Annotated in this window: 22 protein-coding genes; 10 read left to right on the plus strand and 12 right to left on the minus strand. The window is 72.5% G+C overall.

Annotated elements, in window-relative coordinates; genetic code table 11:
• Positions 1-15 precede the first annotated feature (15 nt).
• Positions 16-204, plus strand: a complete 189-nt coding sequence (locus ABFX81_RS03690) for a gas vesicle protein (protein WP_003994122.1) — start codon at positions 16-18, stop codon at positions 202-204.
• Positions 201-521: a gas vesicle protein GvpK gene (locus ABFX81_RS03695; RefSeq protein ID WP_086851917.1), complete on the plus strand. Its 321-nt coding sequence runs from the start codon at positions 201-203 to the stop codon at positions 519-521. The genes ABFX81_RS03690 and ABFX81_RS03695 overlap by 4 nt, the downstream gene beginning before the upstream one ends.
• 1 nt (position 522) lies before the next feature.
• Here ABFX81_RS03695 and ABFX81_RS03700 read toward each other — a convergent pair whose 3' ends face one another.
• The 3 genes from ABFX81_RS03700 to ABFX81_RS03710 form a co-directional block, all read right to left on the minus strand.
• Positions 523-693, minus strand: coding sequence for a hypothetical protein (locus ABFX81_RS03700; RefSeq protein WP_059420075.1), 171 nt, complete (start codon positions 691-693; stop codon positions 523-525).
• Between the two features lie 42 nt (positions 694-735).
• Positions 736-1,557 carry a methyltransferase domain-containing protein gene (locus ABFX81_RS03705; RefSeq protein WP_086851915.1) on the minus strand — a complete coding sequence of 274 codons (822 nt, stop codon included), beginning with the start codon at positions 1,555-1,557 and terminating at the stop codon, positions 736-738.
• 107 nt (positions 1,558-1,664) lie between these two features.
• Positions 1,665-3,050: a bifunctional phosphatase PAP2/diacylglycerol kinase family protein gene (locus ABFX81_RS03710; protein WP_346137618.1), complete on the minus strand. Its 1,386-nt coding sequence runs from the start codon at positions 3,048-3,050 to the stop codon at positions 1,665-1,667.
• 90 nt (positions 3,051-3,140) lie between these two features.
• On the opposite strand from ABFX81_RS03710, the gene ABFX81_RS03715 reads away from it, so the two are divergent.
• Together ABFX81_RS03715 and ABFX81_RS03720 are read left to right on the plus strand one after the other, a co-directional pair.
• Positions 3,141-3,683: an MOSC domain-containing protein gene (locus ABFX81_RS03715; RefSeq protein WP_086846784.1), complete on the plus strand. Its 543-nt coding sequence runs from the start codon at positions 3,141-3,143 to the stop codon at positions 3,681-3,683.
• A gap of 81 nt (positions 3,684-3,764) precedes the next feature.
• A complete protein-coding gene (locus ABFX81_RS03720; RefSeq protein ID WP_086846782.1) occupies positions 3,765-5,384 on the plus strand; it encodes an ATP-binding cassette domain-containing protein in 1,620 nt (539 codons plus the stop codon).
• Between the two features lie 16 nt (positions 5,385-5,400).
• Here the strand turns inward: ABFX81_RS03720 and ABFX81_RS03725 are convergent, their stop codons facing one another.
• On the minus strand, positions 5,401-6,501 hold the full coding sequence (locus ABFX81_RS03725; RefSeq protein ID WP_086846780.1) for a baeRF2 domain-containing protein: 1,101 nt from the start codon (positions 6,499-6,501) through the stop codon (positions 5,401-5,403).
• A 65-nt stretch (positions 6,502-6,566) separates the two neighbouring features.
• Here ABFX81_RS03725 and ABFX81_RS03730 point away from each other — a divergent pair, with 65 nt between their 5' ends.
• Positions 6,567-6,854: a DUF6158 family protein gene (locus ABFX81_RS03730; protein WP_010038687.1), complete on the plus strand. Its 288-nt coding sequence runs from the start codon at positions 6,567-6,569 to the stop codon at positions 6,852-6,854.
• A gap of 766 nt (positions 6,855-7,620) precedes the next feature.
• On the opposite strand, the gene ABFX81_RS03735 is transcribed toward ABFX81_RS03730, so the two are convergent.
• The 6 genes from ABFX81_RS03735 to ABFX81_RS03760 all read right to left on the minus strand — a co-directional run bounded on the left by ABFX81_RS03735 (position 7,621) and on the right by ABFX81_RS03760 (position 13,957).
• Complete coding sequence (locus ABFX81_RS03735) at positions 7,621-9,723, minus strand: catalase (RefSeq protein ID WP_086854759.1); 2,103 nt, start codon at positions 9,721-9,723, stop codon at positions 7,621-7,623.
• A complete protein-coding gene (locus tag ABFX81_RS03740) occupies positions 9,723-10,265 on the minus strand; it encodes a DJ-1/PfpI/YhbO family deglycase/protease (protein ID WP_086854758.1) in 543 nt (180 codons plus the stop codon). Before ABFX81_RS03740 ends, ABFX81_RS03735 begins: the two co-directional genes overlap by 1 nt.
• Before the next feature lie 5 nt (positions 10,266-10,270).
• On the minus strand, positions 10,271-10,945 hold the full coding sequence (locus ABFX81_RS03745) for a diguanylate cyclase (RefSeq protein ID WP_086854757.1): 675 nt from the start codon (positions 10,943-10,945) through the stop codon (positions 10,271-10,273).
• Positions 10,942-11,373: a CBS domain-containing protein gene (locus tag ABFX81_RS03750; RefSeq protein ID WP_086854756.1), complete on the minus strand. Its 432-nt coding sequence runs from the start codon at positions 11,371-11,373 to the stop codon at positions 10,942-10,944. Before ABFX81_RS03750 ends, ABFX81_RS03745 begins: the two co-directional genes overlap by 4 nt.
• Positions 11,374-11,456: 83 nt before the next feature.
• Positions 11,457-11,858 (minus strand): DUF2795 domain-containing protein, encoded by a 402-nt coding sequence (locus tag ABFX81_RS03755; RefSeq protein ID WP_086854760.1) that lies wholly within the window; start codon positions 11,856-11,858, stop codon positions 11,457-11,459.
• 302 nt (positions 11,859-12,160) lie between these two features.
• A complete protein-coding gene (locus ABFX81_RS03760; RefSeq protein WP_086854754.1) occupies positions 12,161-13,957 on the minus strand; it encodes a thiamine pyrophosphate-requiring protein in 1,797 nt (598 codons plus the stop codon).
• 242 nt (positions 13,958-14,199) lie between these two features.
• Between ABFX81_RS03760 and ABFX81_RS03765 the strand changes: the two genes are divergently transcribed.
• The 4 genes from ABFX81_RS03765 (at position 14,200) to ABFX81_RS03780 (ending at position 18,294) form a co-directional block, all read left to right on the plus strand.
• The gene (locus ABFX81_RS03765; protein WP_086854753.1) at positions 14,200-14,994 is read left to right on the plus strand and encodes a SigB/SigF/SigG family RNA polymerase sigma factor; all 795 of its coding nucleotides are present in this window, start codon (positions 14,200-14,202) and stop codon (positions 14,992-14,994) included.
• 132 nt (positions 14,995-15,126) lie between these two features.
• Positions 15,127-15,819 carry a hypothetical protein gene (locus tag ABFX81_RS03770; RefSeq protein ID WP_086854752.1) on the plus strand — a complete coding sequence of 231 codons (693 nt, stop codon included), beginning with the start codon at positions 15,127-15,129 and terminating at the stop codon, positions 15,817-15,819.
• A 175-nt stretch (positions 15,820-15,994) separates the two neighbouring features.
• On the plus strand, positions 15,995-17,242 hold the full coding sequence (locus ABFX81_RS03775) for an aminotransferase class I/II-fold pyridoxal phosphate-dependent enzyme (protein WP_346137619.1): 1,248 nt from the start codon (positions 15,995-15,997) through the stop codon (positions 17,240-17,242).
• Positions 17,239-18,294: an MBL fold metallo-hydrolase gene (locus tag ABFX81_RS03780; RefSeq protein WP_346137620.1), complete on the plus strand. Its 1,056-nt coding sequence runs from the start codon at positions 17,239-17,241 to the stop codon at positions 18,292-18,294. The genes ABFX81_RS03775 and ABFX81_RS03780 overlap by 4 nt, the downstream gene beginning before the upstream one ends.
• A 74-nt stretch (positions 18,295-18,368) precedes the next feature.
• Here the strand turns inward: ABFX81_RS03780 and ABFX81_RS03785 are convergent, their stop codons facing one another.
• Together ABFX81_RS03785 and ABFX81_RS03790 are read right to left on the minus strand one after the other, a co-directional pair.
• Positions 18,369-18,983, minus strand: a complete 615-nt coding sequence (locus ABFX81_RS03785; RefSeq protein ID WP_428837139.1) for a DedA family protein — start codon at positions 18,981-18,983, stop codon at positions 18,369-18,371.
• A 35-nt stretch (positions 18,984-19,018) separates the two neighbouring features.
• Positions 19,019-19,792 (minus strand): MBL fold metallo-hydrolase, encoded by a 774-nt coding sequence (locus tag ABFX81_RS03790; protein WP_086853805.1) that lies wholly within the window; start codon positions 19,790-19,792, stop codon positions 19,019-19,021.
• An 83-nt stretch (positions 19,793-19,875) separates the two neighbouring features.
• On the opposite strand from ABFX81_RS03790, the gene ABFX81_RS03795 reads away from it, so the two are divergent.
• Positions 19,876-20,277 (plus strand): hypothetical protein, encoded by a 402-nt coding sequence (locus tag ABFX81_RS03795; protein WP_086853807.1) that lies wholly within the window; start codon positions 19,876-19,878, stop codon positions 20,275-20,277.
• Positions 20,278-20,318 lie beyond the last annotated feature (41 nt).

Below are 20,318 nucleotides of genomic sequence, written 5' to 3' on the forward strand. Positions count from 1 at the left end.
CGACGGGAAGAAGCCGTGACCGTAGTGGAACGCCGTGAGGTCGCCCTCGTGGACCTGCTCGACCGGCTGCTCGCCGGCGGCGTCGTGATCACGGGGGACATCACCCTGCGCATCGCCGACGTCGACCTCGTCCGTATCGACCTCAACGCGCTCATCAGCTCGGTGAACGCCCAGGTGCCCTCCCCGTTCGAGGAGTTGCTGTGACGTCGTCCGACCAGCCCGAGAAGGATCCGCGGCCGCGCCGCAACCGGCTGGACCTGGAACCCGACACCGTCGAGCGTGACCTGGTCAAACTCGTGCTCACGGTGGTGGAACTGCTGCGCCAGCTCATGGAGCGCCAGGCGCTGCGCCGGTTCGACGTGGGGGACCTCAGCGAGGACCAGGAGGAGCGGATCGGGCTCACGCTCATGCTGCTGGAGGAGCGGATGGCGGAACTGCGCGACCGCTACGGACTGCGGCCCGAGGACCTCAATCTGGACCTCGGGCCGCTCGGACCGCTGCTTCCCCGGGACGGGGGCTAATTCACCACCTGTACCACCGGCCCCTGCCTCCGGTCGCCGACGTACCACGGACGAAGAATCCCAGCAGCCACAGAACGAGAACCGCCAACGCGATCCACCAGAGTACCTTTACTGCGAATCCGGCACCGAAAAGGATCAAAGCCAGAAGCAGTACCAGCAGGATGGGAACCATAATTCGAACCTCCTGCTTTTAGGGTGTCCCCGAATCTGTATTTCAGGCGTCCTTTCGGCAGAGAATTTCTCCGTGCAGAACGCTGAACCAGCCGTCCTCCCGCTCCCCCCACCGCCGCCAGGCGTCGGCCACGGCCCGCAGTTGCGCCTCGCTCGCGTGCCCGCCCAGCCGGACCCGGTCCGCGTACGCCGACGCCAGTGTCCGGTCGGCCCACAGCCCGCTCCACCAGGCCCGCTCCTCCCGCGTGGCGAAGGTCCAGGTGCCGGAGGTCGCCGTGACGTCCGTGAACCCGGCTCGCAGCGCCCACGCCTTCAGCCGGCGCCCGGCGTCCGGCTCACCGCCGTTGGCCCGGGCGACCCGGCGGTAGAGGTCCAGCCAGTCGTCGAGCCCCTCGGACGCCGGAAACCAGGTCATGGCCTCGTAGTCGGCGTCCCGCACGGCGACGAGGCCCCCGGGCTTCACGACCCGCCTCATCTCGCTCAGCGCCCGCACCGGATCGCCCACGTGCTGGAGCACTTGGTGGGCGTGCACCACGCAGAACGTGTCGTCCGGGTAGTCCAGGGAGTGCACGTCGGCGACCGCGAAGCCGACGTTGGCCAGCCCCCGTTCGGCAGCCGTGTCACGCGCCCGCTCCAGGATCTCCGGCTCCCGGTCGACGCCGGTGACCTGTCCGTCGGGCACGAGCGCGGCCAGGTCGGCGGTGATGGTGCCCGGTCCGCACCCGACGTCCAGGATCTTCATGTGGGGGCGGAGCGACGGCACCAGGTACGCGGCCGAGTTGGCGGCGGTGCGCCAGGTGTGCGAACGCAGCACCGATTCGTGGTGCCCGTGCGTGTAGACAGCGGTCTCCCGTGGTTCCGGCATGGCGGATGCCCCCTCTTCCGTTCGGGTCGGCAGGGGATCACCGTACGCAGTCCGGCCGCATGGTGAGACCGTATTCCCGCTATATGGACTGACGGTTTGTCAGCTGGTCAGATGGAAGGGATCGGGCGGTAGACGGTCAGTGCCTCGGGCAGCTTCTCCAGGGTCACGCGGCCCTCCACCTCGATGACTTCACCGTCGTAGGCGAGGAGCGTGCCGGGCGCCACGTGGTCCAGCCGCAGCCGCCCCACCTGGACGGCGGCGTGGGCGGGGGAGCGGGTCAGCGGCCCCGCGAGGGCGGCGGCGAGCAGCCGGACCGCCGGCCGGCGTCCGCCGTGCACGACCCGCACGTCGAGTTGCCCGTCCGCGAGGTCCTTCCGGCGCCCGGACGCCAGTCCCATGCGGTGGTAGGTGCCGTTCCCGGCGAACAGCAGCCACAGCGGGCGCGTACGGCCCTGGAACTCGGCCTCCAGCGGGTGCCGGTCGGCCCGCAGCACGCGCAGGGCCGCGAGCACGCCGGCGGGCCAGCCGCCGATCCGGTGCGACCAGCGCTCCCGCTCGCGCACGAGCTCCGGGTAGACGCCGACACTGCACGTGTTGAGGAAGACGCCGTGCTTCCCGCCGCACGAGTACCGGCCCACGTCCACCCGCACGGCCTCGCCCGCACGCAGCGCGCGGGCGAGATCGCGTACGTCCTCGATGCCCAGGTCGTAGGCGAAGTGGTTCAGCGTCCCGCCCGGCAGCACCGCCAGGGGCAGGCGGAAGCGGAGCGCGACGCGGGCGGCGGCGTTCACCGTGCCGTCGCCGCCGCACACGCCGAGGACCCTGGCGCGGGCGGCCGCCTTCTCCAACTCGGCGGGCACGTCCCCCGGCTCGCACTCGACGACCTCGGCCCGGGGAAGGGCGTCCCGCAGGGCGGGGGCACGCTCGGCGCTCCCCGCGGCGGTGTTCGCGACCAGTACGAGTCCCGCGCCGTCCGGCAGTGCCGGGACCTCGGCGCGGGGGCGGGCCGGCGGGGCGACCTGGCCACGCGTCGGCACCATGCCCCGCACGGCGAACGCGGCACCCACGCCCAGGGCGGCGCCCGTCAGGACGTCGCTCGGGAAGCGCGCGCCGCCGTGGCCGCGGGAGAGGGCGACGGAGGCGGCCGCCGGGGCGACGACCGTGCCCCAGGCGGGGGACTCCAAGGCGATACCGGTCGCGAAGGCCGCGGCGGCCGCGGCCTGCCCCGAGGGGAACGAGATGCTCGTCGGCCGCCGCTTGAGCTGCCCGATCAGCGGGACCGGGGCCGGGCGGGCGTGGTGGAGGGTGCGCTTGCCGAGGGCGCTGACGGTGAGGGAGGCGAGGCCGAGCGAGGCCAGTCCTCGGATCGCCGCGCGGCGGGCACGGGGAGTGCGGGTCGCGGCGAGGGCGGCGGCGGCCGCGCACCACAGGGCGCCGCGGGGCGCGCTCAGGCTCGGGCGGGGCAGGACGGGGTCCGGAACGGCGGGCGTCATGGCATGCGGGTACCCCGAGGGGGTGGACACACCGGCCGTCCACGGGCAGGCTCGGGGTGATCATCGTGACCGAAGAGGGGGATCCGAGGCATGAGCGGGCTAGTGACGGCGGTCAGCAGCAACGGGGAGTACTCGTTCACCAAGCCGAACCGGGACAGCATCAGGCTGCTCGCCGGCCTCGGGGTGGAGGGGGACGTGCACGCCGGTGTGACGGTCAAACACCGATCGCGCGTCGCACAGGATCCCACCCAGCCGAACCTGCGCCAAGTGCACCTCATGCATGAGGAACTTTTCACCGAGGTCGGTGAAGAGGGGTTCAAGGTGGCGCCCGGCGAACTCGGCGAGAACATCACCACGCGGGGCATCGACCTGCTCGGTCTGCCGGTCGGCACGTTGCTGCGCATCGGCGACACGGCGGTCCTTGAGGTGACCGGTCTGCGCAATCCGTGCATTCAGATCGACAACTACCAGGACGGGCTGCTGAAGCGGGTCGTCGGCCGCGACGAGGCGGGGAACGTCGTGCGCAAGGCCGGGATCATGAGCGTGGTGCGGGAAGGGGGCGTGGTGCGTCCCGGGGACACGATCGAGGCGGAACTGCCCACCGGTCCGCACCGGCCGCTGGACCGGGTCTGACGGCGGCACCGGCTGCCCCCGGCGCAGCGGGCTCGGAAATGCGTTTGCCCGGCGTGCCGTCGTCCCCACAGAATCGCGCCCATGGGTCACCTCGAAGCCGCGCACCTGGAGTACTACCTGCCTGACGGAAGGGCGCTGCTGGGTGATGTCTCGTTCCGGGTGGGGGAGGGGGCCGTCGTCGCCCTCGTGGGACCCAACGGGGCCGGGAAGACGACCCTGCTCCGGATGCTCGCCGGTGAGGTCAAGCCGCACGGCGGAACCGTCACCGTCGGTGGCGGCCTCGGCGTGATGCGGCAGTTCGTCGGATCCGTACGGGACGAGACGACCGTACGGGACCTGCTCGTGTCCGTCGCCACCCCCCGCATCCGCGAGGCGGCCCGCGCCGTGGACACCGCCGAGCACGCCATCATGACCGTCGACGACGAGGCCGCCCAGCTGAAGTACGCCCAGGCCCTCGCCGACTGGGCGGAGGCCCGCGGCTACGAGGCCGAGACGCTGTGGGACATGTGCACCACGGCCGCCCTGGGCATCCCGTACGACAAGGCGCAGTGGCGGCTCGTGCGCACCCTCTCCGGCGGTGAGCAGAAGCGGCTCGTCCTTGAGGCGCTGCTGCGCGGTACCGACGAGGTGCTGCTGCTCGACGAGCCGGACAACTACCTCGACGTTCCCGGCAAGCGCTGGCTGGAGGAGCGGCTCAAGGAGACCCGCAAGACCGTGCTGTTCGTGTCGCACGACCGGGAGCTGCTGGCCCGCGCCGCCCAGAAGATCGTGAGCCTGGAGCCGGGCCCGGCGGGCGCCGACGCCTGGGTGCACGGCGGCGGGTTCGACACGTACCACGAGGCGCGCCGACAGCGGTTCGAGCGCTTCGAGGAACTGCGCAGGCGCTGGGACGAGAAACACGCCCAGCTGAAGAAGCTGGTACTGACGCTTCGTCAAGCCGCCGCCGTCAGCCATGAGATGGCATCGCGCTACGCCGCCGCCCAGACCCGCCTGCGCAAGTTCGAGGAGGCCGGCCCGCCCCCGGAGCCGCCCCGCGAGCAGGACATCAGGATGCGGATCAAGGGCGGCCGCACCGGCGTCCGGGCCGTCACCTGCGAGAACCTGGAACTGACCGGCCTGATGAAGCCCTTCGACCTGGAGGTCTTCTACGGCGAACGCGTCGCCGTCCTCGGCTCCAACGGCTCCGGAAAGTCCCACTTCCTGCGTCTGCTCGCCGGAGACGACGTGGCGCACACGGGGAACTGGAAACTGGGGGCCCGGGTCGTCCCCGGTCACTTCGCACAGACGCACGCGCACCCGGAGCTGGAGGGCCGCACGCTGCTCGACATCCTGTGGAAGGAGTACGCACAGGACCGCGGTGCGGCAATGTCGCGGCTGCGCCGCTACGAGCTGACGAACCAGGCCGAGCAAACGTTCGGCCGCCTGTCGGGCGGCCAGCAGGCCCGCTTCCAGATCCTCCTGCTGGAGCTCCAGGGCGTGACGGCGCTGCTGCTCGACGAGCCGACCGACAACCTGGATCTGGAGTCCGCGGAGGCGCTCCAGGAGGGCCTGGAGTCCTTCGACGGGACGGTCCTCGCGGTCACGCACGACCGCTGGTTCGCCCGCTCCTTCGACCGCTACCTCGTCTTCGGCAGCGACGGCCGGGTCCGGGAGACCCCGGACCCGGTCTGGGACGAACGCCGGGTGGAACGGGCCCGCTAGGGGCCCGGCTCCCCGCTCACTTCCAGCGGAGCAGCGCCCCGAGACCGCCGACCGGAACCTCGCGCTCCGCAACGGCCAGTGCCGACGCGTCCGTGGCCACGGCCGACCGGATCAGCGCGTCGTCCGCCCGGGCCGGCCAGGAGTGCTGCTCGCCGAGGATCTTCAGGTCCGTACGCCGCACCGCCAGCTGGTCCGGGTCCTCGCCGATCCACACCTCGCGGTGCGCGTCCGGCCCGTCCGGCCTGATCAGCAGCTCGTCGATACGGCGCTCGCGCGCCGCCTCGACCAGCGCGGGCACGCCCTCCACGGCTCCGGCGCGGCCCTCGTCGTCCGGGCTCCGGGCAGCCCGGAACCGCTCCAGCTCCGCCTCGGCCTGCCGCGCCACATGCTCGGCGCGGGCCCGCTCCACGTCCGCGTCGAGGAGCCGGCTGCCGCTGCCGTGCGGCGCCTCGACGACGAGGTCGTGCAGCCGCTTGGGCAGCCGCTCGTGCACGGACCGCCGCTCACGGTCGTCACCGACGAGAATCAGCAGGTCGGCGCCGGTCTCCTCCTGGCACACGGCGAGCGCGTCGGCGATCTCCGCGGCATTGTGCTCCCAGGTGTTCTCCACCCGCAGCTGGAAATGCCGCTCGGACCAGTCCACGGAGCTCGTCCGGTGCACCGGCCACTGGCGCCCGGTGACGCTTCCGGCGCCCTCGCTGCCCAGTCCGCTGCGCAGCTCGAAGTCCGCGCCCTTGCGGTCCACGTACGCCACCACGCACACCGGGTCCTCGCCGACCAGCTCCAGCAGCGGCGTGACACGCGGCAGCGGGGCCCATTCGGCCCAGTCGCCACCCTGCGGGGGACGGGCCAGCGGCGGGTCGAGGACCACCTCGCCGGCGCGGGCGAACAGCGCCCGGCCGTGCAGGTCGGAGGAGTGCTTCAGGTCCTCGATGGCGCTCTGTACGGCCCGGCAGGTCGCCTCGTCGGCGCCCTGCTCGGAAAGCTGCCTGGCCATCGCCTGGGCCGTGAGCTGACGCTCGTGGGGGGTGTCCTCCGTATGCCGGGAGGTGTCGACGTACACCGAGGCCCAAGGCCCGGGGTGTTCGTAGAGTGGGTGCAGAAAGGCGAGATCCATGGCTCCCTCCCGGATGCCGCTCGGGGGTAGTGCTCAGTTGCTCCCGGGGCGGGTACCCGGACCGCATGAACGAACACGACGAGCGGGGCAACACCATGACCGGAGTGGACCCTGACCGGCTGGACGACCAGCAGCTCATGAAGGAGCTGGAGACCATCCACCGCACGCGCCACGACACGCTGCTGTACGGCTCGAACGACGCGCTGCGGGCCCACAACGAACGCATGGCGCAGCTCGAGGGCGAGTTCCTGCGCCGCAACCCGCGCCGCCCGGTGGCCGCGGGCCGCACACGCGAAGGGGCCCGGGAGCGGGGGAGCGGGGAGTCGACGACTCCCACGACCCCCGGCACCTGAACCCTGCCGGACCAGCACGGAAGCGACGCACCCCGGCCGGCAGCGGCATAACGCGCCCCAGGCCGGCACCGCGGCACACCGGGTCCCGGCCCATGCCGCCACAGCCCGACCTGGCCCGCAGCACACAAGCGGACCCCGGCCCCGTCGGCGCTTTGCGCGCGGGCCGGCACCGCCCGTCACGACCGGGTTCGCCCCGTCATGAGGCGAGCTGCTCCGCACTGCCGCCACCGGGCCTGATCCGCACCGTACAAGTGCCCCCGGCCCCGTCGGCGCTTTGCGCGCGGGCCGGCACCGCCCGTCACGACCGGGTTCGCCCCGTCATGAGGCGAGCTGCTCCGCACTGCCGCCACCGGGCCTGATCCGCACCGTACAAGTGCCCCCGGCCCCGTCGGCGCTTTGCGCGCGGGCCGGCACCGCCCGTCACGACCGGGTTCGCCCCGTCATGAGGCGAGCTGCTCCGCACTGCCGCCACCGGGCCTGATCCGCACCGCACAAGCGCGCCCCCCGCCCCGTACCGGCGCATCTCGCGCGGGGGTCCGCACCGGCACAACGCGACCCGGCCCGCACCGCACAAGCGCAAGACGCCGGGCCCGCACCGCACAACCCCGCGATCCGGCGCGCACTGGCGGTTCGCGAGCGGGTCGGCATCGGCACAACCCGAGCCGCCCCCCCCAACCGCCGCGCCACCAGACGCCCCCCCTCGCAGCACAAAGCGAGCCGGGCCGCGCCCCCACAAGCGCGGCCCGGCCCTGCTCCGGCCCCCGGCTCAGTGCCGCACCGGCCCTCGTCCCCAATGCCGGTGCGCCGCGATCGTGTCCACGAACGCGTTCAGGAACTCCTCGCTCGCCGGACCCGGCGAGGTGTCCGTCACCACGCCCTGGTCCGTGACCACGCGCTGGAACTCCGTCGACAGCTTCAGCCCCTCGGGCTCCAGCGCCGACAGGACGCCCACGCCCGAGCCGAGCGCGCCCACCGGCTTGCCGTGCCGGAAGGCGTCCCGCACGAACCGCACCGCGTCGGGGTCGGCCGCCGTCGGCGGGGTGCCGACGGGCCCGCCGGGCAGCAGCACGGCGTCGTACAGCACGGACGCCACGGTCGGCAGCGCACGGTCGACGGCGTAGGTCTCGCCGTCGGACCCGGTGATCGTTCCGTCCGTCGCGGCCAGCGCCTCGACGATCGCCCCCTCGGCGGCCAGCCGCTCCCGCACGGAGGTGATCTGCTCGGCGTCCACCCCGTCCGTGACGAGCACCGCGATCTGCCGGGTCCGGATCGAACCGTCCCCGCGCAGCGCTTCCAGACTGAGCGCGGGGGAGGCCGGCTTGTCAGAAGACTCCACACCGGACGGAGCCGGTACCCCGACCCCCCGTGCCACCTGCACGGCCAGCTCCCCGTCGACCTTGGCCAGGTGCTCGACCGTACGCGCCCGCACGGTCCGCGCGCCCACCTTGCCGAGCTCGAACCGGAACGCCTCGACGATGTGCTGCTTCTCCCAGTCCGCCATGCTGTTCCAGAACAGCGCCGGCTGGCTGTAGTGGTCCTGGAAACTGGGACTGCGGCGCCGGATCTTGTGGCCGTCCACCCGTTCGGCGTAATGCGTGTAGGCGCTTCCGCCGGCGCCCGCGTGGGCCGGGCAGCCCCCGCCGAGCGAGTTCGGGAAGTAGTTCGTGCCGGAGTGGATCGCGCTCTGGTGGTAGCCGTCCCGCTGGTTGTTGCGCACCGGCGCGACCGGCCGGTTCACCGGCAGCTGCGAGAAGTTGGGCCCGCCGAGCCGGATCAGCTGGGTGTCCAGGTAGGAGAAGTTCCGCGCCTGGAGCAGCGGGTCGTTGGTGAAGTCGATGCCGGGGACGACGTTCGCCGTGTGGAAGGCGACCTGCTCGGTCTCCGCGAAGAAGTTCTCCGGGTTGCGGTCCAGCACCATCCGGCCGATCGGCCGCACCGGAACCTGCTCCTCGGGGATGATCTTCGTCGGGTCGAGCAGGTCGAAGTCGAACGCGAACTCGTCCTCCTCCGGAACGAGTTGTACGCCCAGCTCCCACTCGGGGTACTCGCCCGCCTCGATCGCGTCCCACAGGTCACGCCGGTTGAAGTCCGGGTCGCGGCCCTGGCACTCCTGCGCCTCGTCCCACACCAGGGAGTGCACGCCGAGCCGCGGCTTCCAGTGGAACTTCACGAACGTGCCCTTGCCGTCGGCGTCGACGAACCGGAAGGTGTGCACGCCGAAGCCCTGCATCATGCGGTAGCTGCGCGGGATCGCCCGGTCCGACATCAGCCACATGATCGCGTGCAGCGTCTCGGGCTGGAGCGACACGAAGTCCCACAGGGTGTCGTGCGCGGACGCGCCCGTCGGGATGTCGTTGTGCGGCTCGGGCTTCACCGCGTGCACGAAGTCGGGGAACTTGACGCCGTCCTGGATGAAGAAGACGGGGAAGTTGTTCCCGACCAGGTCGTAGTTCCCCTCCGACGTGTAGAACTTGGTCGCGAAGCCGCGCACGTCCCGCACGGTGTCCGCCGAGCCCTTCGGGCCCTGCACGGTCGAGAACCGTACGAACACGGGCGTCCGCACGGCCGGGTCCTGGAGGAACGCCGCACGGGTGAATTCCGCGCAGGACTCGTACGGTTCGAAATAGCCGTACGCCCCCGCGCCCCGTGCGTGCACCACCCGCTCCGGGATCCGCTCGTGGTCGAAGCGGGTGAGCTTCTCCCGGAAGTGGAAGTCCTCCATCAGCGTCGGACCGCGCTCGCCCGCGGCCAGGGAGTCGTCGGTGTGGTCGACCTCGACTCCCTGGTCGGTGGTGAGCGGCCCGCCGGCCGGATCGTCCGCCTTGAAGGCCTCGCGCTGTTCCTGTTTCCGGTCGGCGGGCGAGGCCATCAGGCGGCCTCCTCGGCGAAGACGTCGAGGAAGGTCTCGCAGAACGCCTTCAGGTCGTCCGGCTTGCGGCTGGTGACCAGCTTGTTCGCGCCGTGGTCACAGACCTGCACCTGCTCGTCGACCCAGGTGCCGCCCGCGTTGCGGATGTCGGTCCGCAGGCTCGGCCAGGAGGTCAGCGTCCGGCCGCGTACGACGTCCGCCTCGACCAGAGTCCACGGCGCGTGGCAGATCGCGGCCACGGGACGGCCGTGTTCGAAGAAGTCCCGGACGAACGCGACGGCCTTGCCGTCCATCCGCAGGAAGTCCGGGTTGGCCACGCCGCCCGGCAGCACCAGAGCACCGAACGAGCCCGGGGCGCTCTCGCCCACGACCTCGTCCACGGGGAAGGTGTCCGCCTTGTCGAGGTGGTTGAACGCCTGGATCTCCCCCTGCTTCGTCGACACCAGCACGGGCTCGTGACCGGCGTCCTTCGCGGCCTGCCACGGATCGGTCAGCTCGACCTGCTCGACGCCCTCGGGTGCCACCAGAAATGCGATACGCATGATGCTCAACGTCCTTTCCCGGAGCGTGCGGCGCTCCAGCGCGCCGCGTCGCTCCTCGCGTTCTTGTCGTTCTTGCGGTTCCTGCGGCCCGTGCGCACGCACCGCAGCAACTCCTCGCCGTACGGCAGCAGCACGCAGGTGCCGATCGCCGCGGCGATGCCGACCAGGTAGCCGCGCGACAGCGGCCGCCGGCGCGGCACCAGCCGCCACGCGTCGGGGTCCCCGCGGCCGCCGCGCAGCAGCGACTTCACCTGGTCGGCGTGCAGGCACATCAGGGAGGCGAGCGCAGCGAACGGCAGCGACTCCAGAAAGCTGTGGATGTGCTGCTCGACCGGCTTGACCTCCCGTTCGCTCTCGACGGCCGTACGGACGTCCCACAGCGCCGTCGCCTCGTGCACCGCGGCCCCGCCCAGCTGCACGCTCAGCAGCAGCGGGTTGACCTCGTAGCGCAGCGTCAGCGCGATCGGGATGCCGACCTCGGCCATCATCAGCGAGTGGATCAATGACTCCTTGGCGCCGGCGGTCTCCTCGATGCGGGTCCGCCGGTGCATCACCCAGTCGGCCACCCCGGGCACGAACCAGCCGGGCAGCAGCCCGTACAGCAGGTAGCGGGTCGTGACGTCCCCGACGTCGACGGTGACCCCCGTGGCACTGATCTCCTTCGCCTGGTCGATGCTCACGCACCTCCCCGGGCGTCCGGATCGGCGCGGCTGATGTCGGCGAGCGCCGACGCGGGGTCCTCGGCCTCGGCCAGGTCGCCGAGGCTCACCATCCCCACCGGCAGTCCGTTCTCCACCACCGGCAGCCGGCGCACCGCGTGCTCGCGCATCAGCCTGACCGCGGTCGACACCGGGTCGTCCGGGGTCACCGTCACCGGGTCCGACGTGCACACCGACTGCGCGCTCACCGTCATCGGGTCGGCGCCGTCGGCCACCGCCCGCACCGTGATGTCACGGTCGGTGAGCACGCCGACCACGTCCTGCCCGTCCGCCACCACCACGTCGCCGATGTTCTGGGTGCGCATCAACTGCGCCGCCTCGACGAGCGAGGCGTCCGGGCGTACGGCGACCACACCCGGGGTCATCACGTCCTTCACCAGCTCGGCCATCACTGAAGGCCCTCCCTCTGTTCCCCCTCCGGCGGGGGCACCGCGGGCGGGCCGACCCGCCCGCGGTGCCCCCGGTGCGGTCCTTACGCGTACTCCTCCGGCCCGGTCTCCCGGGCCCGGATCAGGGCCTGGGCCAGCTCCTGGACATTGCCGTAGCGCTCCTGGCGCGGCAGCCGCTCCAGGGCTTCGACGAGGGCGTCGGGCGCCTGGTGGCCGCGCAGCTCGCGGGCCAGTTCGCGCGCGCTCGCCGGGAACACCCGGCGGCCCAGGATCCGGGCCAGCTCCAGGCGCACCGACTCCAGGGACGTCGGCGCACGGCTCGGCGTCACCGGCCCGTACGCGACCTCGGGGTCGTCCTCGGCGGCCGGCTCCGGGTCGTGCCACTCCTCACTGCGGGTGGGGTGCCCGGACCTGAGCAGCCCCTGGAGTTCGTGCTTCATCTCGTCGTCTCGGTGGACGCTCAGCCGGTCGCTGCCTCGCTGCATGTCTCCCTCCAGACGGTCGGGGGTCCGCACCGCGTACCCGAACACCGGGAGCCGACACGGGTTCGCCGCCCCGGATCGGTGCCGTCCGCACTGGTTTGCGCCACGGCCTGCGGGAGACCCGGATCACACCCCCCCACACCTCTCTGGGGAAGGACACGTCATGGCGATGCTCGCTGTGCTCATTCCGCTACTCATGCTCGGAGTGGTGCTGGTGCTGGGCCGTTACGAGGAACTGCTGCTGCCGCAGGACGACACCGACCGGCGCGAACCGGCCGGCGTGCCCCACACGGCCGCGGCGACCGCTACTTCTTCCTCTCACGCCCCGGCAGGAACTCCTGCACCTTCGCCTTGAAGCCCTGCTTGACCACCGATCCCCGGTCCGAGTCGCCCTTCAGGATCGACGCGGCGGTCGCCTCCATCTGCTCCCAGGTGGCGTGCGGCGGGATCGGTGGGACGGCCGGATCGGTCAGGAACTCGACCACCGCGGGACCGTCCGCCTCCAGCGCGGCACGCCAGCCCGCCTCGACGTCCTCCGGCTTCTCCACCCGGATGCCGGTCAGCCCCAGGGAACGCGCGAACGCGGCGTACTGCACGTCCGGGAGCTGCTGCGACGGCAGGAACTGCGGCGCGCCCTCCATGGCCCGCATCTCCCACGTGACCTGATTCAGGTCCTGGTTGTTCCACACGGCGACCACCAGCCGCGGGTCCTCCCACTGGTGGCGGTACTTCGCCGCGGTGATCAGCTCCGCCATCCCGTTCATCTGCATCGCCCCGTCGCCCACCAGCGCGATCGCGGGCCGGTCCGGGTGGGCGAACTTCGCGCCGATCACGTACGGCACCCCGCACCCCATCGTCGCCAGCGTGCCGGAGAGCGAACCCCGCATGCCCGGCCGCATGGTCAGGTGCCGCGCGTACCAGTTGGCCGTCGAACCCGAGTCGGAGGCGACGATCGCGTTGTCCGGAAGCAACGGGTCCAGGGCGCGGGCCACGTACTCCGGGTTGATCGGGTCGGCGTCGAGTCCGGCCCGGCGCTCCATGACGTCCCGCCAGCGCGTCACGTTGGCGCACACCGTGTCGTACCACTCGCGCCCGCGGCCCTCCTCGATCAACGGGATCAGCCGCTCCAGCGTGGCCTTCGCGTCGCCGACCAGGTTCACCTCGTACGGGTAGCGCATCCCGACCATGTGCGGATCGATGTCGATCTGCACGCCCCGCGCCTTGCCGAACTCCGGCATGAACTGGGTGTACGGGAACGACGATCCGATCGTCAGCAGCGTGTCGCAGTCCCGCATCAGCTCGTACGACGGACGCGTGCCCAGCAGCCCGATCGAGCCGGTGACGTACGGCAGTTCGTCGCTGAGGACGTCCTTGCCGAGCAGCGCCTTGGCGACACCGGCGCCGAGCAGCTCGGCGATCCGTTCCACCTCGGCCCGCGCGCCGGCCGCGCCCTGGCCGACCAGGATCGCCACCTTGTCCCCGGAGTTGAGGATGTCGGCGGCCCGGCGCACCGAGTCGTCGGAGGGAACCGCCGTCCACGAACTGCGGTCCAGGCTGGAGGGCACCATCTTGAACTCGTGCGTCGGCGGCGAGTAGTCGAGTTCCTGGACGTCACCGGGGATGATGATCGCGGTGGGGCAGCGACGCGCGTACGCGGTGCGGATCGCCCGGTCCAGCACGTTGGGCAGTTGCTCCGGCACCGTCACCGTCTCCACGAAGTCGGAGGCGACGTCCTTGTACAGCGTGTGCAGATCCACTTCCTGCTGGTAGGAGCCGCCCATCGCGGTGCGGTGCGTCTGGCCGACGATCGCCAGCACCGGGACATGGTCCAGCTTCGCGTCGTACAGGCCGTTCAGGAGATGGATCGCGCCCGGTCCGGACGTGGCCGTGCACACCCCGAGACGGCCGCTGAACTTGGCGTACCCGACCGCCTGGAAAGCCGACATCTCCTCGTGCCGCGACTGCACGAAACGGGGCTCGTTCTCGGCCCGGCCCCACGCGGCGAGCAGGCCGTTGATCCCGTCGCCCGGATAGCCGAAGACCTGCTCGACCCCCCATTCGCGCAACCGCTCGAGGACGTGGTCGGAGACCTTGGTGCTCATGTACGACCTCCCGGACGTATGGGGACAGAGCCATCGGTACGAGTCACCCTGCGCGACGGCGGAAAACCTCTCCGGGTTTGCGGGCGGGGGCCGGGGGCAGGCGCACCTCAGTGCTTCGGACAGGAGGCACGTCCGTGGGAGCGGCCGATCGCGCCGCCACCGGCGCTCCTGGTCCGTGCAGGTGATGCGCTCCCACGGTGACCGTCCAACCCAGAGCACCTTCAAGGGAATTGCGACGCATCATGCCGATCCACACCAGCGCGAAGCAGCACCCCCACGACGACGCCCCCGACACCGCCGACGCCTTCCGCAGGCTCGCCACACTCCCCGACGGACCCGAGCGCGACGCGCTCCGCGACGAGATCGTCGAGGCCTGGCTGCCCATGGCCGACCGCCTCGCCGGACGCTTCCGCAGCCGCGGCGAGAGCTTCGAGGACCTGCGCCAGGTCGCGGCCCTCGGCCTGGTCAAGGCCGTCGACCGGTACGACCCCGAGCTCGGCAACGCCTTCGAGAGCTACGCCGTGCCCACCATCACCGGCGAGATCAAGCGCCACTTCCGGGACCACATGTGGACCCTGCACGTACCCCGCCGGGTCCAGGACCTGCGCAACCGCGTTCGGTTCGCCTCCCAGGAGCTGTCCCAGACCATCTCCGGCCGGCGGCCCACCATGGCGGAGATCGCCGAGCACACGAAGCTGAGCGAGGAGGACGTCAAGACCGGACTGGAGGCCCTGGAGAGCTTCACCGCCCTGTCCCTGGACGCGGAGCTGCCCGGCAGCGAGGACGGGTATTCCCTGAGCGACGCGCTCGGGTCGCCGGACCCGGCGCTGGACACGGTCGTGGACCGTGAGGCGGTGAAGTCGCGGCTGGCGGCGCTGCCGGAGCGGGAGCGGGCGATTCTGTACATGCGCTTCTTCGGGGACATGACGCAGAGCCGGATCGCCGAGGAGCTGGGGATCTCGCAGATGCATGTGTCCCGGCTGATCAGCCGGTGCTGCGGTCGGGTCCGGGAGCAGGTCATGCGGGATGTGGCGTAACACCGAGCTGCTCCGATTCACCTGATGGGGTGGCACTGTCCCGCGAATGGGGCACGGCCGCGCGCGGCGTCGTAGCGGGCTGGCTGTGATGGCAGGAGGGCTTTTCTGCCGTCGCCCGAAGGAGCTCGCTCCATGCGCCGCACCCGCCACGCACTCTCCCTCGCCGTCCTGGCCGGCTCCGCCCTGCTGGGCTTCGCGCCGGTCGTGGCCGCCGAACCCGCCGCCGAGGTCAGCCCGGCCGCCGTGGAGCCCGGGGGGACGCTCACCATCTCGGTCAGCTGTGATCCGACCGGGGGGCCGCCGCCCGACAGCATCGACGCGACCTCGCAGGCCTTCGACGAGGGCACCGTCCCGTTGCGCAAGGTGACCGGCAACGACGACGAGGTGTCCGGCCCGGCCTACCGGGGGACGGCCCGAATCGCTCCCGCGGAGAACTTCGAGGGCGATCCGGACGCCCTCGGCGAGGACTCGGCGTGGACCGTCGACGGCACCTGCCCGGCCGCTCCCGGCGGGGAGGGCAAGGAGTGGAGCGCGACGTTCACGGTGGCCCACGGCGGTGGCCACCACGAGCCCTCTCACAAGCCGACGCACAAGCCCCCTCACCAGCCCACCCACGAGCCCTGCCCGGAGGAACCGCGCGCCGAACCGCGCCACCACCACACCGAGTGCGGCGAAGCGGTCGTACCGCGCGGGGTACGCGCCGGCGACGGCGGTGCCTTCACCGACTCGGTCCCCGCCCTGGTCGCGGGCGGGGTGCTGATCGCGGGCGCGTTCGGCGCCGCCGTGCACCGCTTGCGCAACCGGGAGAGCGACCCGTACCGCTGACGCACGGCGCGCACCACCGCTTCGGAAGCCCCCATGTTTCCCCGGCCCGGCCTGCTCATGCTGTGACCGTCACAACCGCCCGGGCGCCCATGGGGCGGCGGCACCGTGGGTACTCAGTGGCCGAGGGTACGGGCGAGGCCGACAGGACACGGCACCAGGCACTGCGGAGGTACGGATGCGGCGGACGGACCCGGAAGGCCACGGCCCCGTCCGGTTCGGGCCGCCGCTCCCCGACGACGGACTGCCCGTACTGCCGGAGCTGTCCGCGGTGCTCGCCGCCGCGGCGTCCCGGGGCGACCACGAGCCGGTCGGCGGGGGACCGGCTCTGCGCGAGGCCGCCTGCGGCTACTGGGACCGGCGCGGACTGCACTGCGACCCCGGCCGCGTGGCCGCCGGGCCCGGCGCGCCCGCGCTGCTGCTCGCCCTGACCGCCGCCCTCGGCGGTGACGTCCTCGTGCCGAGACCCTGCGCCGCCTGGTGGGCGCCGTACGCCCGCCTGCTGGGACGCCCCGCCTTCCACGTGCCGACCCCGCCGGAGAGCGGCGGCGTGCCCGACCCGTACGCCCTGCTGGAGACCGTGCGCCGGGTCCGTGCCGAGGGCGGTGATCCCCGCCTGCTCGTCCTGTCCGTCGCCGACGACCCGACGGGCACCGTCGCCCCTCCCGAGCTGCTGCACGAGACCGTCGAGGCCGCCCAGGGGGAGGGCCTGCACCTGGTCAGCGACGAGACCTGGCGCGACACCCTGCACGACCCGCACGACACCGTGCTGCTCAGCCCCGCCGAGATGCTGCCCGACCGGGTCACCGTCGTGACCGACCTGGCCGGTGCCCTGCTCCCGCCCGGCTGGCCGGCCGCGGCGGTCCGCTTCCCGGCCGGCGAGGACGCCGACGGCCTCCACGCGCGCGTGCTCGATGTGCTCACCGCGCTCGACGCCCGGGTCGCCGCTCCCATCGCCGCGGCGGCCGCGTACGCCCTGGCGGAACCGGAAGCGGTCACGGCGCGCGTCGCCACCGCCGTGCGCCTGCACGCGCGCCTGGCCGCCGAGGCGCACGCCGCCGTCGTCGCGGCCGGCGCCCTCGCCCGGCCCCCGCAGGCCGGCCGCCATCTGTACGTCGACCTCTCCCCGCTGCGCCCCGCGCTGACCGCGCACGACGTCGGCGACGCCCAGGAACTGGAGGACTTCCTCGCCGCCCGGCTCGGTATGCCCGCGCCGGGCGGCCACCGCTTCGGTGACGAGCTCGAAGCCCCGCGCGTGCGGCTTTCGACCGGCGCACTGCTGGCCGGCTCCGACACGGAACGCGCGGAATGCCTCACCTCACCCACGCCGTTGGAACTGCCGCACGTGCAACGCTCGTTGATCCAACTGAAGTCGGCCTTCGACGATCTCCGCGATGAAGCTCAGCGATGGGAGCCTCCTCGATGACGCAGCAGTCCGAGTCGACCGCGAGCACGACCACCCGGGAAGCCGGCGACACGGCCCTCCCGTCCCCCCTCGCGCCCCCGTACCCGCCGCCGGCCGAGCCGAGACCACTGGCCGAACGCCGGGTGTGGCCGCGCACCTTCCACGACCGGCTGACCGCGCCGCTCCCCGGCCTGAGGGCCATGGCCCGCTTCGCCCGCGAGGGCGCCGTGCGACCGGGCCCGGAAGGCCTCGCCGACATCGCCCGGCTCCCTTACGCACCCGGCCCGCTGCCCCGCGTCGACGCCCGCACGGTCGCCGTCACCTGGGCGGGCCACGCCAGTTGGGTCCTGCGGATCGGCGGACTGACCGTCCTCACCGACCCGGTCTGGTCCCGCCGGATCCTCGGCACCCCGGCCCGCATCACCCCGGTGGGCGTCCCCTGGGAGGAGCTGCCGCGCGTCGACGCCGTCGTCATCAGCCACAACCACTACGACCACCTGGACGCCCCCACACTGCGCAGGCTCCCGCGCGACACCCCCGTGTTCGTCCCGGCCGGTCTCGCCCGCTGGTTCCACCGCCGCCGCTTCACCCGCGTCACGGAGCTCGACTGGTGGGAGGCGGCCGAACTCGACGGCGTCCGCTTCGACTTCGTCCCGTCCCACCACTGGTCCAAGCGCACCCTCACCGACACCTGCCGCAGCCTGTGGGGCGGCTGGGTCCTCACCGACCAGGAGGGGCAGCGCGTCTACTTCGCGGGCGACACCGGCTACGGCCACTGGTTCTCCCGCATCGGCCGCCGCTACCCGGGCATCGACCTCGCCCTCCTCCCCATCGGCGCCTACGACCCCCGCTGGTGGCTCAGCGACGTCCACTGCGACCCGGAGGAGGCGGTCCGCGCGGCCCAGGACCTGGGAGCGACCAGGATGGCCCCCATGCACTGGGCCACCTTCGTCCTCTCGGCGGAGCCGGTCCTGGAGCCCCTCACGCGGGTACGGGCGGCCTGGGAGAAGACGGGTCTGCCCCGGGAGAACCTGTGGGACATGCCGGTGGGCGCTTCAAGGGTGCTTAGGTAGGTGAGGGGCGCGGGGAACTGCGCGATCAACCCCCACAACCCGCACCCCGAGAACAACCGCAAATCAGTACGGCGCTACCGAACCCGCCGCACCACACTCGGCACCACACTGATCAGCAAGGTCAGCCCGATCGCCGCCACGACACCCTCCCAGGGCTCATCGAACAACGACCCCCCGAGAATTCCGATCAACTGATACGTCACGGCCCAAGCCAGACAGGCCGGAAAGTTCCCCCGGGAAAACCTCCGCATCGGCCACTTCGCCATCAGGCAGGCCAGCATCACCGGGATACGGCCCGCCGGCACCAGCCGGGACAGCACCAGCACCGCCACACCGTGCTCGGCGAGTTTCGTCTGCGCCTGCTCCAGCCGGTCCTCGGGGGCCCGCGCCCGGAGCGCCTCCAGCCAGCGCGAGCCGTTCTTCGACTTCATCCCGCGCCGCCCCAGCCAGTACAGCGCCGCGTCCCCGAGGAACGCCGCCAGCGACGCCGTCACGAACACCATCGCCAGCGAGAACGGCGCCGTCTGGTGGACGGCGACCACGGCCGCGGAACTCACCAGCGCACCCGTCGGGATCACCGGCACCAGCGCCCCGATGAGCACCAGCAGGAAGAGCGACGGATAGCCGATCGCCTGCTGCGTGGATTCCGGAACGACGGACGCCGGGGTGACGGCGGACGCCGCGAGCAGGGGTATCGCGGCCTGCGCCACGGGCGCGGTCGGGATCACCGCGCGACCTCGAGGCGCACGCTCTCCCCGTGCCCGAGCCGGTGCACCGCCACGCCGGGCGCGTGCCGCGCCGCGAGCCGCACGAACTCGTCACCCGGCGCGTGGAACTCGTGGGGGCGCACGGCGTCCATCCCGATCGGCCAGTACGTGCCGTAGTGCACCGGCACCGCACTGCGCGGCCCCAGCCGCGCCAGCGCCTGGGCCGCCCGGCCCGCGTCCAGGTGTCCCTCGCCCAGGTACGGCCCCCAGCCGCCCACCGGCAGCAGCGCCACCTCGACCGGCCCGACCTCCTCGGCCATGTCGTCGAACAGCCCGGTGTCCCCGGCGAAGTACGTCCGGGCCTCACCGGCGACGACGTAGCCGAGCGCGGGGGAGCGGTGCGGTCCCAGCGGCAGCCGGCGCCCGTCGTGCCGCGCGGGCACGGCCCGTACGACGATGTCGCCGACCGGTGTCTCGTCCCCGGGCGCCACCTCGGTGACCCGCAGGTGCGCGAGCCGGCGCAGTCCCGGCACCGCCCGGTGCGCGCCCCGGGGCACGAGCAGGCGCGTGTCCGGAGCGAGCCGCATCAGCGACGGCACATGCAGGTGGTCGGCGTGCAGATGCGAGACCAGCGCGACGTCCGCCTGGCGGGCGCCGGGAGGCGGCAGGTCCCCGCGCCGGCGGCGCAGGTGCGCGAGCCGGCGTGCGAACAGCGGATCGGTGAGCACGCGTACGTTCGAGTCCTCGACCGTGCAAGTGGCGTGACCCCACCAGGTGATCTCCACCGGCACTTCTTTGCCCCCTTCGCGCGACTCCCCGAAGCCTACGTGCAGGAGTAGGGTCGGCGGCGAAACCGGAGGTGAGGGGGGACGCCATGGTGCCGGTCCGGGTCACGGCGATCGCGAGTCTGACGCCGCTGGAGGAGCTCGACGACGATCCGTTCCTGGTCGACTCCCGCAGCCAGCACGCGATGTGCGCCCGCTGGGCCGCCGAGCGGGGCTATGTGATCAGCCGGGAGTTACTGGTCCGGGGGCTGCGTCCCGACCACGGCGCGCTGTGGGACGGCGTCCGGCCCGGCCTCGACCTGTTCGTGGCACCCAGCCGGAGAGTGCTGGAGAGCGCGCTCTCCTCCGTCGAGGAGTTCACCGCGGAGTGTGTGCGGCGCGGGGTGCGGGTCGAGACCGTGGGGCACGCGGAGCCGGCGTACGACGCGGCGATGAAGGCGTGCGTGCACCGCAGGCTGTCGATGCCGACCGCCGGCTACGACGGGCGCTGACGCGACGGTCCGGGGGACACGGGGCGTCCCCGGTGCGTTGT

The sequence above is a fragment of the Streptomyces coeruleofuscus genome, assembly GCF_039532725.1.
GTDB classification, from domain to species: domain Bacteria; phylum Actinomycetota; class Actinomycetes; order Streptomycetales; family Streptomycetaceae; genus Streptomyces; species Streptomyces coeruleofuscus.